The following is a 15,398-nucleotide window of genomic DNA, read 5'->3' on the forward strand; positions in this document are numbered from 1 at the left end:
TACTACATTCTCTAAAATATAGCATATCCATAATAAATCTTTTTAATCAAACTTCTTTATAAATTATCAATCTTTTTTATAAATTATCAAACTTTTTTATAAAGCTACACAAGTTCCAAGACTACCTAATACCCCTATTCCACCGTTACTGACTTGGCTAAATTTCTAGGCTTATCTACGTCACAACCCTTTTGTTTTGCCACGTAATATGAAATTAATTGTAGTGGTATAACGCTTAGTATTGGGGATAATATATCTAAGGTCTTTGGTATATATATTGCTGAATCTACGGATTTTTCTACCTCTTCATTTCCTTCAAAGGTTATAGCTAGTGTCTTTGCTCCTCTTGTAACTACTTCTCTTATATTGCTTATCATTTTATCCTTTAGATCCATCTGAGTTATAGTAGATATTACTACGGTGCCTTTTTCTATAAGTGCTATTGGACCGTGTTTAAGCTCTCCACCTGCATATGCCTCTGAATGGATGTAGGTTATTTCTTTAAGCTTTAAAGATCCTTCCATAGAAACTGCATAGTCAAGGCCTCTTCCTAGGTAGAACATATCTTTATGCATGTAGTTTTGTGCTGCAAACTTTTGAAGTATTTCTTTATTTTCTAATACCTTTTCAGCTTTTTCTGGAAGATTTAATAACTCTTCTTTTATGCTTTCTATTTCTTCTTTTGATGTAGTTTCTTTAAGTTCTGCAAAGTATAAAGCTATTATATACATAGCTACTAGCTGGGTTACGTACGCTTTTGTTGATGCTACTGCTATTTCTGGTCCCGCTACAGTATATAAAACATCATCTGCTTCTCTAGATACTGAGCTTCCTACAACATTAGTAACTGCTATAACACGACAACCTTTTTTCTTGCTCTCTCTTAGTACAGCTAAGCTATCTGCTGTTTCTCCTGATTGACTTATAATCATTACTAAAGTATTTTTATCCATTATCGGATCTCTATATCTAAATTCTGATGCGATATCAACTTCTACTGGGATTCTAGCTAAACGTTCTATAACAGTTTTACCTACTACCCCTGCATGATATGCAGTTCCGCAAGCTACTATATATATCTTGTTATAATTTTTTAGATCCTCTTTTGTAAGTTTTATCTTATCTAAAACTATAGGTTTTCCTTTTATTATTCTAGATGCCATAGTATCTCTTATTGCTCTTGGCTGCTCATGGATTTCCTTTAACATAAAGTCTTCATATCCACCTTTTTCTGCTGCATCAGCATTCCAAGTTACATGAAATATATCTTTTTCTATCTTTTCTTTATTTTCATCAAAGATTTCAACACCTTCATCTGTGAGCACCACGAACTCTTTATCATTTAATAGATAAACTTCTCTAGTATGGTTTAAAACTGCTGGTATATCTGAAGCTATAAAGTACTCTCCCTTACCTACTCCAATTATTAACGGGCTATCTTTTCTAACTGCTATTATTCTCTCAGGCTCCTTAGTGCATATAACTCCTAGAGCATAGCTTCCTTCCATCTTTGCTGTTGCCTTCATAACTGCATCTAAAATATCTCCATTATAATAATAATCCACAAGATTTGGTATTACTTCTGTATCTGTTTCTGATAAAAATTCATATCCTTTTGACATAAGCCATTCTTTTATATTTAAATAGTTCTCTATTATTCCATTATGAACTACACTTATACTTTCGTCTTTATTGCTATGAGGGTGAGAGTTAACATCTGAAGGCTCCCCGTGTGTTGCCCACCTTGTATGTCCTATTCCGATATTACCTTTTATAGGATCTTTAGCTAACTTTTCTTCTAAATTTTTTAATCTACCCTTACACTTTAAAACTTCAATTGAATTATCCTTTAAAATAGCCACACCAGCAGAGTCATACCCTCTATATTCTAATTTTGAAAGCCCCTCTACTAAAATCGGTGAAGCATCCTTTTTACCAACAAATCCTACTATTCCACACATCTTTTTGTCTCCTTTTCTGTTTTGTTTTTTTACACAACAAATAAATCCTTTAAATATTACTTTAAAATTTCTTTGAAAATATAATGGCTCGTAAATATTTTATCCTAATATAAATATCTTAAGCATTACAAAAGACCTTACTACATCTTTAGTCCTTAATAGAAATAAAGATATAACAAAAAAGTCCTACATCAAAATTTAAAATTTAATTAAGGTAATTCATCGTGTTTTAGTTTTTTAATACTTATTAATTGATTAGCTTTAGAAACAAAAAAGAATTGAATATAGATAAGTTTTAACACCTAAATTATGTTGTGCTAGAAATCACTTTCTAGTTTTATAATTTTTTACGATAGTGCTATACCGTGAGGCACCCGCCGAAATCTCGATAATCCTCATCCTCGTCAACTAAAGCGACACCCCAAATCTATGATTTGGTCGGTGGAGCTTTCTCCGCTGTAAGCGGAGATTCCTTATTTCTTCCAAAAATCTATGATTTGGTCGGTGGAGCTTTCTCCACCGTAGGCGGAGATTCCTTACCCATCCAAAAATCTCCGATTTGGTCGGTGGAGCTTTCTCCGCTGTAAGCGGAGATTCATTTGTCCTTCCAAAAATCTATGATTTGGTCGGTGGAGCTTTAGTCCTGGCGCTTATATTAAACTTTCAAACCTTATTTATTATTCTTATCTTTTATTATTCTATTTTATATCTTAAAAGCTATCACATCATTATATGCATTTTTCCATACTATCGTCAAGAGTTTTAACTATTTATTTCCATTTACAAGCTATGTATTTGCCTTACATATCATCATTCCTTATTTGAATACCAACAGAATTCTTTGCTACAAAAGGGCTAGTCATCATACAAAAAATTAAAACTTCCAAGTGCCCTGTCCCCCTTAATATGATACAATTATTTTAAACAGTATTTTAAAAAGCTTAAAATTAAGTGTTTCTATATATAGAATAAATATTGTTTTAATCTATTAAGTAAGGTAGGGTCACCAATGAGTAATATAAAAAAAGAAGCTGATGTAACTTGGTTAAATTTTAATATGAATAACCTTACAAAAGAATTTAAATGTTCTTTTGAAACAAGTGATGAAAACACAAATCAAGATAGTCATGATAACCAATATAATAAAGAGGAAGTTATCCTTAATAGAGGTAACTTTGCCTATGAAAACTATGAATCTTTGAAAAACCTTATAGAAACTAATAGTAATAAGAGTAATATTTACGATGAAAATAAAAGACCTTATGCTGTATTTGATTGGGATAATACTTCTATAATTAATGATACTGAAGATGCTGTTTTAGCCTATCAATTAATACACCTTAAATTTAAAATGAGTCCAGAGGAGTTTAATGAAATTATTAGAAAAGATATCCCAAAGGATAATTTTAATGAGAATTTTAATAATAACGAAGGAAACCCTATCAATATTGAATTAATTGGTGCTGACATATATTCTGATTATAGATTCTTATATGATAATTATGAAGGGTTAAATGGAAATAAATCCTTAGAGCATATTAAAGAAACTTTAGAGTATAAAGACTTTATAGCTAAAACTAGGTATCTTTATAGCGCTATAGGAAGTTCTTTTGATTTAGCTGCAGGTTACACCTGGTCCATGTATCTTTTTTCTAAGATGACAAGTGATGAAGTCTCGAGGTTATCAGAAGAATCCATCATTTACTGGTTGAAACATGAAATTAATAGAACTACTTGGACAAGCCCTCTAGCTTTAAAGGGTAAGTCAGGCATTATATCCGTTACCTTCAATACTGGTGTTAAAGCAATAAAAGAGATGCAAAACCTTTATAAAACTTTAATGTATAATGGAATAGATGTTTATATCTGCTCTGCCTCTTATTTATACGTGGTTAGAGAATTTGCTTCAAATCCAAAGTTTGGATACAGTATTCCAAAGGAAAATGTATTTGGTATGCAGCTTGAAATTGATAATAATAATTTAATTAAACCAGAACTTAAAATAAATTATCACCAAACACAAGGTGAAGGAAAGACCAAAACCATCGAAAGGTTTTTAGTGAAAAAACATGGTGGCAAGTCCCCCTTAATAGTTGGTGGAGACAATCATGGTGACGTTTCTATGTTATCTTTCTTTAAGGATACACGCTTTAGCTTAATCATTAATAGATGCAGAGATAAAGAACTCTTTAAACTATCAAAAATGGCTGCTGACAGCATTGGTATGAAAAATGCCAGATACCACCTCCAAGGAAGAAATGAAAACACAGGAAAGTTTATCCAAAGCCAAAAATCTGTCCTCTTTGGAACTAATGAGGAAAGACTACTTAGATAATCAAGCATGCCACCTATTATTAATACTTTTAAAAATTATATCCTAAATTAAGAAGATGATTTATATATTAAGCAAAAATCATCTTCTTTTTATAGCTTAAGGACCCTGTAAACTGTATGAAATAAGTTATCTTTTATCAGCTCTCATATTACTACCTCCTATATCTACATGATTATTCCAAACTTTCCGATTCAATAACATATTTACTATTAGGAAGATAGTGTAACTTATAACTTTTACCCTTATAAATTTTATTAAGCCTTTTATTATAATAATAAGTCTCTTCATCCAATACAAATGATGAAGTTACTCCCTTCCCCCCATCATTCAAACTACTGCACTTTCCAGTAGTAATCTGATAATCTTTATTAATATAATATTTAATATCTTGAAAACGTGGCTCCAATACATAATTATAAGAATAAAGCGTCCATATCATAAGTAAGGGACTTAATATTAAAAATACTAAAAATCCGCCTTTATTTTTCTTGTCCTTTTTGGTTTTAATGAAAAGCAGCAACAATGCAACTATCCAAAAAAACGCAAAAAATATCTGAAATAATGTATCTACTATAAAATCTATGTTTCCCACCTCTTTTGTTTTGTAATTTGAATATTCTTCCCTATTTACCTTAATAAATATTGGAGATTTAATCACTTAATAATTTATAAACCTTATTTATAGACTCCCCATCTTCAAAGTTATCTGATATCTTGAACATTAATTCTGACACCTCTGATTCTTTAAATACTTCTTTAAACTTATCTTTATCATTAAGCATAACCTGTTTTATTTCAAGAAATAACCCAGGTAGACTAGAAGACCATTCATCTGAAGTAAACCCATTCTTGTCACTTAAAACAATATACGCTTGCTGTGCAGTAACAATACTTGCATATTTCCTAGCATAAAGAACCTCATCATTTGTATTAGCCAAAGTACTAGCAAATTCTTGTACATTATTTCTCACTATATTAGTTAATTCTTCTTTATAAGCATTTATCTTATTATGTTGGTAAAAATTATAACTGCATGAAAGGATGATAATTCCCCCAACTAAAGTATAAATAAGCTTTTTATATTTTAAATTCATTACATATCCTCCCTTCAAAATTACTTAAAATATTGGGTTTAGTTCCAAGTAGGATTCTATTGATTTTTGAGAATACCCCATCTGCTTTAATTGGTTAAAAAATGTTGTTATAAGAGCTACCTCTCCACCAAAAGCTTCTAAAAGTAATATTTTATTTTCAAACTCGGTTTAATTCTATCTCGCTGCTTAATCCAACGTTTAATTATTCTATAATTCCTTATTTTTTTAGAAATTTCAAGTAAGATAATTTTATCTGATTCTTTTAAATCATCTTCATAATTTATGAAAACTACGTATTATTTAATTTCCGCAAAAATTTCATGTATATTTCCATCTGGGTCTGCAAATAGTGCTGTTCTTTGATTCCAAGGCATATCTTGTGGTTCATGAATAGAAGTTGCTCCTTTAGAGATTAGCTTCTTAAATGATTCATCAACATCTTTAGGATTTTCACATGGGAAAGCAAGTTCAAAGCCCTGTCCAAATGACTCTTTCCTATATTCACTACTATACACATACATAACATCTCTCCTACAAATAGCAAATCTTACTCCATCGTTTTCAAATTCAACATAATTACCAAGGTCATTTTCAATTCTAAATCCGAGAACTTGATTATAGAAGTTTTTCATTTTATCTATATCATTTGTCCAAATCGTAATAAGATTAATTTGTGCTTTCATCATATATTTTTCCCCTTTCTTAATTTAACATATAGTTCGCCTTAATTTACTAAGGTGACTTAACTTTATTCTTCATGTTTTATGATATAATTTAAAACTACTTCATCAAATAAGTATTTTTCATCCAAGTTATCAGTTACTTTCCGATATATTTACACTATAAGTTAGCTTCATCATGTCGTACAACGCGAAATACACTTACTAAAAATTATACTTATGCCTATTCTAAAAAAGTGTTATAAATATAGAAACAAAGATTGAAATATATAATATAAGTTCCAAACCTTTTAAAAGTTCCTTCTTTTATATCCAGTTATCTTTTAAGAAAAATACTCCTTTTACCTTAATCGGCTCCATTTTTTAAGCACCGCCTGAAGATCATTTTTATTAATACGAACTATTTAATTGAGATAAATAAGCCGCATTCTTTTTCAATGTTGATTGCACCGTATTCTTTTCTTATATCTTCAAAATAATCAAATAATCCATCAAGGTCTTTTTCTGAATAACTTGCTATAGATATAGTAGATTTTATCCAATCAACTAAATCTTGTGTTTCTGTAATTGATAATGAATCTTCAAAATCCATCCTTTTCACTCCTGAAAAATAACCACTTAGTATTTCATATCCATTTTGTAGATTAAAAGAAAATTCCTGTGTGAATGCTTTTGTATCCCCATGGGGATTAAAATGCTTTAAGGCATTATGTAAAAAAGGTCGCATCCCACCATTCCCATTAGTAGTTGAATAGAATTTTCCGTCAGTCTTAAGTACACGTTTTACTTCGGATAATGCTTTTGACAAGTCAGGAATATGGTATAGCATATGATTAGCAATAATAATATCAAAGGTTTCATCTGGAAAAGTAATATTTTGTATATCGATTTGTTGAAATGAAATATTATTGTATTTAGAATAATTTGTTCTAACTATATCTACCATACCTTTAGAAAAATCCGATAGAGTTAAACTACAACATTTAGGTATATTTTTAATCTGCTCTTGCCATTGTCCACCATTTCCACAACCAAGTTCTAATATGCGACAGTTCTGAGGAAACTCGTATTTATCAAATAACCAAGGCACAAATCCTTGCTTATTTGTGCTGTGTTTTAAATGCAATTTAGTTCTTACAGACAAATTTTTATCATTAGAATATTGCTGTTTTACATTTTCTATTTTATCCATAGTAGACATTTCGGTTACCTCCCATAATATAAACAATTTAACTTTACAATACTTTACCACTACAATTTAACTTAGTTTTATATTAAACTTTGCTCACTTAATAGAAAATTCTTCAGAAATTATACAATTAGACTCTCATCATGTTGTTGTAGTAAATTCATCTTTATTTTGTTATCTAATTCCCACAAGGTTATCTTATTACTTTCAAATTTCAATAATTCAACTGCTATATCATAATTAACCCATCTATATTCTTTATGTTCATCTGATATTTGAATATTGTTGTTTCTAACATAAACAGCAAATTTATACTCTGGAATTACAAGGCAGTCCATTCCCCATTCCTTACGCCTTTCCATTGAAAAACAATTCGTTGGTATATAACTTATACTTTCTAATTGACAAAACATAGTACTTTCCTTTATGCCAGTTTCTTCCCATGTTTCTCTTATCGCTGCTTCCAACGGTTTTTCATCATCTTCACCGCCACCAGCTACAAACTGCCAGAAATCTTCATTGTCTTCTGCATCGACTCTATTGAATATACAATATTTTATTCCCTCTTCATTTTTAATATATGGTATTATTAAAACTTGCATTTTTGCTCTTGACATTTACTAGTCCCCCTATAGATTGCTATTTATAATGCTAACCCTTAAGTTGAAATTTTATTGTAACAGTTTAAAATAGCTCTCAACGTCTAAAGTCTTTTTATTTATAGTAACTATAAGACTGCATAATCACCTTTTTATTCTACATTTTTTATTCATGTCATACATACTTTTTATAATTCCTATTACGTAAATAACGACCTGTGCAATAGTTATATAATTATAAAATTTGCTACTTAAAAAGACACCAACAATCCCTATGAGAATAACTAATAGACCTGTGTACAATATATCTCCGCCTACTATTTTTGAGACTTTATCTTTATCGTATTTTTTCTCATCAAATCCATTCAGCATATCCCCTGCATTTTGACTTTTAATTACCCATCCTAAAAATGTAAACATCCCTCCCATAATTAATGTAATTATAATTAATCCATATATATCCATACTCTTCATATAAAACCTCCTGCGTTTTGTTATTGGCATGTCTTGTTAATTTATATTTGTCTGCATATTATCTTTACTTCGTCTTTTATTACTATTACGATCTTATATTTTCTAAAAAAGTGTTATAAATATAGAAACAAAGATTGAAAATAATCCAGATAGAATTAAGAAAACAGCTGACTTTTTATTCTTACTATACACGTAATATGCATTTGATATATTAAAGAGACCTGCTGATAGCAATATAAGTGGCATTGCCTCCATATTAATTATCCCAAATAAACTTAATAATCCTAGCACTAAAAAAATACATCCTATAATAATAATCAGTGTGATTACCTTTTTGATAAACTCTTTTTTCAACTTATTTCCTCCCATTTTATCATTTTTCATAAACTTTAAATAATATTTATCTTTCATATATCTACTGTTATGATGTAATATATGAACATTGCGAAACAGACTAAGCATTATGGCACTCTAAATAATCAACCCTTTTTCTAGTCTTTATAGCGTATTCTATCTCACTTTTTGTACTTTCGCCTATATATCCGTTTTTGTTAATCACATAAATTTCATCAGACATATCAATTTTTCTTTTATGCATATCGTCAAGTATTACTTTAATTTCAGGAGTGATGACATTTTCAAACTCACCATCAGCATGTCCAAACAATCCTACTGAAATAACTATATTACCTTCAAGAGTTAATTGTTTTTGTACTTTCAAGAACTCATCTTTAAACCTCGTACTCCCGCACAAAGTTATTATTTTATACTTTCCTACCATAATATCCTCCATTTAATTCGCCTTATTTTACAACTTCGAACTACAATACATTAGAATTATATCTGTAACCTTATTTTTTTTATTAGACTATTGCCTCTGAATTAAATACTCTTCATAATTTATGAATTATACGAACTATAATGAAGATAATAAATTTATAAGCTAATCTATTTCCTATGTATCTCATTTAATAAACCCAAAGAAGTTGATATCTTAATAACTATTTAATTAAAACCTAAAGCTTGCTTTATAACTTTAATGGCAAAAGTTTTAAGCTTTTTTTGTCTGTCTTTTCTTTCAGGCATTATAATTCTTCTATATAGCCATTCAAAATTAAGCCTCTTCCAAATTTCAGGAGTTTCTGCTACTTTTCCTGTTATAACATCCATACTTCCACCTACACCAAATACAACCTTGGCACTAATTCTTTTTCTATGCTTTTCAATCCATTTATCAGTATGTGGGGAACCAAAAGCAACAATTAAAATATCTGGACATAAATATTCTATTTCTTGGACTATTTCTTCTTCGTCTTCATGATTGAAATACCCATGATGTCTTCCTGAAACTTTTATGTTGGGATAAAAGTTAGATACATGTATTTCCATATTCCTATTAACTTCTTCATCTGAACCCAAAAAATAAAATGACCAATTATATAAATTACCTTGTTTTAGCGATTCAATTAATAAATCATAACCTGTAACTCTTTCTGGAACTGGATTCTTAAGTATTTTTGAAGCCCAAACAATCCCTACTCCATCAGGTGTTAGCAAATCTGCTTTTTTTGAAATTTCCATCAGTTCATTATCTTCTTGAATTTGAACTACAATTTCAGGATTTACGGTCATAATATGTAAAAACTTGTTATTACAGTTATCTATCTTATCTCTAATTAAATTCATTGTTTCTTTTAGTGTCAATTTTGAAAAATCAACATCTAAAATATTAACTGTTCGTATCATATGCTTTCATCCTTTCTTTATAAATTTTTAAGTACAACATTATCATCATTAATAATCCTTAGTTTCGCCTTATAATACTTTTACGTCATAAAATAGGAAAGACGTGTATCATAAATGGTTATTTCAACTAGTCATCGGGTAAACTCTTTTTTTCTATTACTAAGCAATTCTTGGCTCCAATATAACTAATAGAAAAACCAAATATGACCATAATAACTCCGAATGTTATAATTGAAATCACAGGTTTAATAAACCAAGACAACAAAGATCCAAATATACCCACCACTGAAACTGTAATAAGTACCTTTTTCAAACAGCATATAGCAATTCGTGGATCATACTTTTTCTGTTCATCCACATCCATTTGTTGATACCATTTTAACCATTTTGAAGATCTTTCAACATCTACTATTAAAAGTAATATATATATTCCCAATGTGGCAAAAGTAATTACAATAATGCCACTTTGAAATTTATCCATTTCTCCACCCCACAATTTATGATTTATTGGAAAATAACTATTTATTTTCATTCATATTAAGTTGTTCTACATGTCTTAAATGACACTGCTTATATGTTAATTATAACATCATATTCAATATAATGTATAAACCTAATTGAATTAAATCATATAAAGTTAAAAATAATAGGGGACAGTTCACAAGTGCTTTATACTTGTGAACTGTCCCCTATTTAAATTAAGTTAAATCTTGTTTAGCTTAATTTTATTTAGAGCTCTTAAACTGTTTTTTTAGATACTTTAGTTTGCTTTCTTTTCTATTAATTTTGCTAGACTGTGTGCCATTTTATCTAGTTCTTCTTGGTTTTCTCCTTCGAGCATTACTCTTACTAAGGCTTCTGTTCCTGAAGGTCTTATAAGAACTCGTCCACAACCATGAAGGGATTTCTCTATTTCTTTTATTAAACTATTGCCTCTGAATTAAATATTCTTCATAATTTAAGAATAAATGTGAAGTAACTCAACTACAAATTGAGAATTTGTTACTTACCTATATAATTGATGCATTGCTTCTACAAACTTTGTTTTTCATGCAAATCATTTTCTTTTCCTCAACGTCAATATCATTTGCAATCACATCACATTTGGTCATTAACAAGAAATAAATGTTTTTATTTTCTTCACTCAAGCATTCATAGTTCGCTTGCCCTTTTGCAATTACTACATCAGCCTTTTTATAGACTTCTTTGAACTCAGGACTTGTTCGTTTAAGGACAGTCCCAAGAGAACCATCCCCATTATCTATAACCTCTGCATATTCATCAATTCCTACAGCATATGCGTCTATAGATATAGAATCATTTACAACAGGTTTACCTCGTACTCCAAATAATATTTTAACATTAGGATTCAGTTCTTTTATTTTCTTTAAAAGAATCTTGTCCATGCAGATTTCTCCACAATTGTCACCTAAGTATAATAATATTTTTGCATTTAAAATATCTTCCATTAGTGCCTTAGAATCATCAATTGCTAATTCTAACTGTTCGATTTTCCCAAAGCAATTAAAAATATCCTCTAATAATGTATTGTGAATAGGATTAAAATCTATGATATTACCAACAATGGCATATCGCACTGCTAATTGAAACGAATTTCCAGCTTGCTTAATCTTCCTCTCAAATTCGGTAACAATTTCAAAAACAATGTATTGTAATAATTTCTGGTTTCTTTGTATGGGTCTGGATTATTCGTATGTTTTTTTATCAAGCTAAAAATTTCTCCAATAATTTCTGGTGTGGTTGCCTCAAAATCCCTTTTACTGAGATAAGTAAAAACTTCCCTCAATAACTCTTCCTCAACAAATTATAGTTTCTCTATCTAATTTATCTATCATTTTATTCCATTATCGCATAAAATTATTAAAAGGATTTTTATTCAATTCCCCAACTATAATATTCAGATTAGATTTATTTTTCCTATAAAATCTATACTTGATATACTACTTTAAAATCTTCAAAAACCACTGGCATATCATCTCTAAATTCATACCCAAGTTCATTTCCTTCTTCCTTAAAAAAATGAATATGTCCTGAACACCAAGATTCCAATGTATCATCCTCCCCCTCACGCTTACAAATATCATAAGTAATATCTGAAAATGGGATAATTGCTACCTCAATTGTTTCAATAACACATCGTGGTACACCTTCCCAATCAGTGATAATACTTAAATCACCAATCTTAGGTATACGTTCACCTTCAATTTCATACCCCCATAAACTACTTGCTGTAGCCTTCTTTTGCCCAATTAAAACCAACCGCAATAATTCATTTGCCCATTTTTCAGTTAATTCAAAATGAAATACCTCTAAATACTTTGTTGTTTCATGTCTTTTGGTTTCCCTTAAAAAGGTTTTCCAAAATGTATCAATTTCTTCTTGTAAATATTTTTTATTTTCCATTACTGTTACCCTCCTGAAGTTTTGTTTATTTTATTGAATTTATACATCTCTCAATAAAGTTATTAATATCCTTCCTGTTTCTTATAATGATAACCTTTTCTTGATATGTAGAAATTCTATCCTTTAAATTATCTTTTCCTAAGTCATAATCTTTTGACCATCTCAACATACACTTAAGCATTTTATATCGTGGATTATAAATGCATTGTTCAATTCCAAGTCGCTGCTTAATCCAACGTTTAATTATTCTATAATTCCTTATTTTTGTAGAAATTTCAAGTAGGATAATTTTATATGATTCTTTTAAACCATCTTCAAAACAAGATCTACCTATATCTTCAATAATCCATTCTTTTTGCTTTATTAATGAATAAAACAGATTATCTCGTTCTTCAACTTGTCTTTTACGATTACCCGAAGGCGTTGATTTATCAGGTATATGTACAAATTCATCAAGTGATTGATAAGGAATTTTTAATGTTTTAGATAGTCTTTTTGCAAGTGTAGATTTACCACTAGAAACTGAACCGACAATATATATTTTCATATTTTACTCCACATCATAAAACTTTTACTTATATTTTTACTTATTTATCAACAAAAATAACCTATTATATTGTTTATGTTGTTTATAGTTTTCGTAGAATATATTTAGTTAGTTGCAAAACTCCAATCTCATAACATTTACTACATGCGTCTTTGCCGTAAAATCCATATTAACCTCTTTTATCTTTGTATATCCTAAAGACGACCAAAAGTTAATACCTTTATAGTTATCTTCAATTACTCCTATTCTAAATGACTTTGCTCCTAAATCTTTTGCTCATCCAACCAGTGCTTCATGTGCTATTTTCCCTAATTCATTCCACCGTGCAATATATAATAATCTGAACACTTCTCACATAATTTCTCAACAATATTATTGTTCTCTTTGGAAAGATACTTAATCTTATATCCATTTATTAAATTAATATCTTGCATTATAAAATTCCTCCAATAGAAAATTAACAAACAATTTGTTTTCAGCACAAAAACATTGTCTTGTTGATTGAATAATGCTTATATAAGCTCTTTTATTCACTAGTTTCTAATCTTTTTAACTCATTTAATATACTAATAAACTCTTTATTTTCTCTTATAACATTATAAATTGGTTCCTCAAATATTTTAGAAATGTTTTCATATAAGTTCAAGGTTAGTGTTCTCTTTGCAACTGTTACTTCATTAAAACACCAGATATTATTTATGTCTTTTTCAAAATCATTAATATCATTTGCCCCAATATTATCCATCATTAATTTCAATGTTTCTATTGCTTTATTGTATTTACTTGCTTTAAGATAAACTTCTACTAATCTAAGATATTCTGACATTAATATCAAACTTGCATCTTCATCTTTTGATATGATTTTTTTAACATCAAGAGCTAATTTTTGATATTTTTCTGCCATCTCATAATCCTTCTCATGTTTTTCATAAGACGTAGTTAATCCCATGCAAGCCATTGATATCTCATGAATGCCCTTGTATAATTTACCTTGTAGCAACCTTCTTGCTTCCTTATAATTTTCTTGTTTTATATAGATACTTGAAAGTATATCATTTGGATCGCACTTACTTTTATGGATTTTATTCAAAGCTTCTATAGCCTTGTCATACTCCTCAAACTCTGTATAAATAGCTCCTAATTGAAACAATGCTACTTCTACTAATTCCATTTTAGTGCAATTTACAGACACGTCTTCAAAAAGTTTAGTAGCATAACTAAGCATGTCATTACCCTTCATATCATCCCCAGCTCTCCATGAATAGGCAAAAAATAAAAATCCTATTCTAAGCTTCAAAAGATAACTATTTGAGTGGTTCAATACATTATTTTCACTTACTTCAATAGCTTTTTCTAAATTATATTTATTACTAAAAAGTGCCTCACACTCACTATAAATCTTCATAACTTCTTCATCTGACAATTCAATTTTGAAATTTAACAGCTTATCAATTGTTACATTAAAAAATGTAGCAAGTCCTGTTAATAAAGTTATATCTGGATATGAAATTCCACTTTCCCACTTTGAAACAGCAGCTGCAGAAATTCCTATGAAATGTGCTAATTCTTCTTGTGTTACTCCTTTTTCCTTTCTTAAATTATATATAACTTCACCTATTTTTAATTTTTCCAACTTAATCACTCCATAATTATTAGTATAAGATCTTACACATTAAGTATATCTTGATTTACCTTGATTACCAATGGATGCGTAGTTGGTAATTCTAAGTTGAACTTAACCTACAGTTAAGTTCAACTTAGAATGTGGAGGTAATATTTCTTTGTGTAGTTTTGATTGAAAAATTATGCACTACTTTTAAAAATTTAAACAAAAAAGCTCCTCATCATCTATGATTTTTCCTGTATTTATAAATCCTAGTTTTTCATATATATGTTTTCCTATTTCATTTTGTGGATCAGTGGATAAATATATTTCTTTGCAACCATCTAACTTTTTCATTTCATCTATTACTAAATTCATGGCTTTGCTTCCATATCCCCTTCCTTGAAACCTTTTATCAATCATAATCCTACATAATTCAAAATAATTTTCTTCTTCATCAAAACCATACATAGTAAATCCAATTATTTCCCCATCATCTTCTATAGCTTTTGTTGTCCAACTATTTTCATATTGAGCTTGTACAATAGATAATACATTAGATGCAACAAATTCTTCACATAGTGTAGGCATATCCCCTTTATTAGTAGTTAGAAAAACCACCTTTAACCAATTATCTTTATTAATATCTATTAGTTTCATTTTTTATTTCCTCTCCTATAAAGATTATATATATTATCAAATACTTAATCTAATAAAGTTGTATTCCAAACTAAAACTCTTTATAT

General features: G+C 29.2%; 18 protein-coding genes and 1 pseudogene. 1 reads left to right on the forward strand and 18 read right to left on the reverse strand.

Annotated elements, in window-relative coordinates; genetic code table 11:
* Positions 1 to 134: 134 nt before the first annotated feature.
* Positions 135 to 1,961, reverse strand: a complete 1,827-nt coding sequence (glmS, locus tag BV55_RS0103075) for a glutamine--fructose-6-phosphate transaminase (isomerizing) (protein WP_029451294.1) — start codon at positions 1,959 to 1,961, stop codon at positions 135 to 137.
* Positions 1,962 to 2,970: 1,009 nt separating this feature from the next.
* Between glmS and BV55_RS0103085 the strand changes: the two genes are divergently transcribed.
* A complete protein-coding gene (locus tag BV55_RS0103085) occupies positions 2,971 to 4,296 on the forward strand; it encodes an HAD family hydrolase (protein ID WP_029451295.1) in 1,326 nt (441 codons plus the stop codon).
* A gap of 172 nt (positions 4,297 to 4,468) precedes the next feature.
* On the opposite strand, the gene BV55_RS0103090 is transcribed toward BV55_RS0103085, so the two are convergent.
* The 17 genes and pseudogenes from BV55_RS0103090 to BV55_RS0103165 all read right to left on the reverse strand — a co-directional run bounded on the left by BV55_RS0103090 (position 4,469) and on the right by BV55_RS0103165 (position 15,312).
* Positions 4,469 to 4,954 (reverse strand): hypothetical protein, encoded by a 486-nt coding sequence (locus BV55_RS0103090; protein WP_029451296.1) that lies wholly within the window; start codon positions 4,952 to 4,954, stop codon positions 4,469 to 4,471.
* Positions 4,947 to 5,390, reverse strand: coding sequence for a hypothetical protein (locus tag BV55_RS0103095; RefSeq protein ID WP_029451298.1), 444 nt, complete (start codon positions 5,388 to 5,390; stop codon positions 4,947 to 4,949). The genes BV55_RS0103090 and BV55_RS0103095 overlap by 8 nt, the downstream gene beginning before the upstream one ends.
* A gap of 296 nt (positions 5,391 to 5,686) precedes the next feature.
* Positions 5,687 to 6,073, reverse strand: coding sequence for a VOC family protein (locus BV55_RS0103100; protein ID WP_029451300.1), 387 nt, complete (start codon positions 6,071 to 6,073; stop codon positions 5,687 to 5,689).
* A gap of 397 nt (positions 6,074 to 6,470) precedes the next feature.
* Positions 6,471 to 7,271 carry a class I SAM-dependent methyltransferase gene (locus tag BV55_RS0103105; protein WP_051652385.1) on the reverse strand — a complete coding sequence of 267 codons (801 nt, stop codon included), beginning with the start codon at positions 7,269 to 7,271 and terminating at the stop codon, positions 6,471 to 6,473.
* A 110-nt stretch (positions 7,272 to 7,381) separates the two neighbouring features.
* Complete coding sequence (locus tag BV55_RS0103110; protein WP_029451302.1) at positions 7,382 to 7,876, reverse strand: NUDIX hydrolase; 495 nt, start codon at positions 7,874 to 7,876, stop codon at positions 7,382 to 7,384.
* Between the two features lie 126 nt (positions 7,877 to 8,002).
* A complete protein-coding gene (locus BV55_RS0103115) occupies positions 8,003 to 8,332 on the reverse strand; it encodes a DUF3784 domain-containing protein (RefSeq protein ID WP_029451304.1) in 330 nt (109 codons plus the stop codon).
* 102 nt (positions 8,333 to 8,434) lie between these two features.
* Complete coding sequence (locus tag BV55_RS0103120) at positions 8,435 to 8,686, reverse strand: hypothetical protein (RefSeq protein WP_029451305.1); 252 nt, start codon at positions 8,684 to 8,686, stop codon at positions 8,435 to 8,437.
* Between the two features lie 100 nt (positions 8,687 to 8,786).
* Positions 8,787 to 9,113: a hypothetical protein gene (locus BV55_RS0103125; RefSeq protein ID WP_029451306.1), complete on the reverse strand. Its 327-nt coding sequence runs from the start codon at positions 9,111 to 9,113 to the stop codon at positions 8,787 to 8,789.
* Positions 9,114 to 9,337: 224 nt separating this feature from the next.
* The gene (locus BV55_RS0103130; RefSeq protein WP_029451307.1) at positions 9,338 to 10,078 is read right to left on the reverse strand and encodes a WecB/TagA/CpsF family glycosyltransferase; all 741 of its coding nucleotides are present in this window, start codon (positions 10,076 to 10,078) and stop codon (positions 9,338 to 9,340) included.
* A 127-nt stretch (positions 10,079 to 10,205) separates the two neighbouring features.
* Positions 10,206 to 10,559: a hypothetical protein gene (locus tag BV55_RS0103135; protein WP_029451308.1), complete on the reverse strand. Its 354-nt coding sequence runs from the start codon at positions 10,557 to 10,559 to the stop codon at positions 10,206 to 10,208.
* 279 nt (positions 10,560 to 10,838) lie between these two features.
* Positions 10,839 to 11,000: pseudogene (locus BV55_RS15255) on the reverse strand (phosphoglucosamine mutase); the annotation flags it as partial.
* A gap of 88 nt (positions 11,001 to 11,088) precedes the next feature.
* The gene (locus tag BV55_RS14780) at positions 11,089 to 11,676 is read right to left on the reverse strand and encodes a damage-control phosphatase ARMT1 family protein (RefSeq protein WP_242850846.1); all 588 of its coding nucleotides are present in this window, start codon (positions 11,674 to 11,676) and stop codon (positions 11,089 to 11,091) included.
* 349 nt (positions 11,677 to 12,025) lie between these two features.
* Positions 12,026 to 12,502 (reverse strand): ASCH domain-containing protein, encoded by a 477-nt coding sequence (locus BV55_RS0103145; RefSeq protein WP_029451309.1) that lies wholly within the window; start codon positions 12,500 to 12,502, stop codon positions 12,026 to 12,028.
* Between the two features lie 25 nt (positions 12,503 to 12,527).
* Positions 12,528 to 13,049, reverse strand: a complete 522-nt coding sequence (locus BV55_RS0103150) for a P-loop NTPase family protein (protein WP_029451310.1) — start codon at positions 13,047 to 13,049, stop codon at positions 12,528 to 12,530.
* A 308-nt stretch (positions 13,050 to 13,357) separates the two neighbouring features.
* Complete coding sequence (locus BV55_RS15865; protein WP_278246639.1) at positions 13,358 to 13,483, reverse strand: hypothetical protein; 126 nt, start codon at positions 13,481 to 13,483, stop codon at positions 13,358 to 13,360.
* A gap of 92 nt (positions 13,484 to 13,575) precedes the next feature.
* Positions 13,576 to 14,682, reverse strand: a complete 1,107-nt coding sequence (locus BV55_RS0103160; RefSeq protein WP_029451311.1) for a helix-turn-helix domain-containing protein — start codon at positions 14,680 to 14,682, stop codon at positions 13,576 to 13,578.
* Positions 14,683 to 14,865: 183 nt separating this feature from the next.
* A complete protein-coding gene (locus tag BV55_RS0103165) occupies positions 14,866 to 15,312 on the reverse strand; it encodes a GNAT family N-acetyltransferase (protein WP_029451312.1) in 447 nt (148 codons plus the stop codon).
* Positions 15,313 to 15,398: the final 86 nt, after the last annotated feature.

The organism is Clostridium algidicarnis, assembly GCF_000703125.1.
Taxonomy (GTDB): domain Bacteria; phylum Bacillota; class Clostridia; order Clostridiales; family Clostridiaceae; genus Clostridium_L; species Clostridium_L algidicarnis.

Bases quoted from the DNA above. Each gene is read 5' to 3' on its own strand.
- glmS (WP_029451294.1), bottom strand. From the start codon at position 1,961: ATGTGTGGAATAGTAGGATTTGTTGGTAAAAAGGATGCTTCACCGATT.
- BV55_RS0103085 (WP_029451295.1), top strand. From the start codon at position 2,971: ATGAGTAATATAAAAAAAGAAGCTGATGTAACTTGGTTAAATTTTAAT.
- BV55_RS0103095 (WP_029451298.1), bottom strand. From the start codon at position 5,390: ATGAATTTAAAATATAAAAAGCTTATTTATACTTTAGTTGGGGGAATT.
- BV55_RS0103100 (WP_029451300.1), bottom strand. From the start codon at position 6,073: ATGAAAGCACAAATTAATCTTATTACGATTTGGACAAATGATATAGAT.
- BV55_RS0103105 (WP_051652385.1), bottom strand. From the start codon at position 7,271: ATGTCTACTATGGATAAAATAGAAAATGTAAAACAGCAATATTCTAAT.
- BV55_RS0103110 (WP_029451302.1), bottom strand. From the start codon at position 7,876: ATGTCAAGAGCAAAAATGCAAGTTTTAATAATACCATATATTAAAAAT.
- BV55_RS0103115 (WP_029451304.1), bottom strand. From the start codon at position 8,332: ATGAAGAGTATGGATATATATGGATTAATTATAATTACATTAATTATG.
- BV55_RS0103125 (WP_029451306.1), bottom strand. From the start codon at position 9,113: ATGGTAGGAAAGTATAAAATAATAACTTTGTGCGGGAGTACGAGGTTT.
- BV55_RS0103130 (WP_029451307.1), bottom strand. From the start codon at position 10,078: ATGATACGAACAGTTAATATTTTAGATGTTGATTTTTCAAAATTGACA.
- BV55_RS0103135 (WP_029451308.1), bottom strand. From the start codon at position 10,559: ATGGATAAATTTCAAAGTGGCATTATTGTAATTACTTTTGCCACATTG.
- BV55_RS0103145 (WP_029451309.1), bottom strand. From the start codon at position 12,502: ATGGAAAATAAAAAATATTTACAAGAAGAAATTGATACATTTTGGAAA.
- BV55_RS0103150 (WP_029451310.1), bottom strand. From the start codon at position 13,049: ATGAAAATATATATTGTCGGTTCAGTTTCTAGTGGTAAATCTACACTT.
- BV55_RS15865 (WP_278246639.1), bottom strand. From the start codon at position 13,483: ATGCAAGATATTAATTTAATAAATGGATATAAGATTAAGTATCTTTCC.
- BV55_RS0103165 (WP_029451312.1), bottom strand. From the start codon at position 15,312: ATGAAACTAATAGATATTAATAAAGATAATTGGTTAAAGGTGGTTTTT.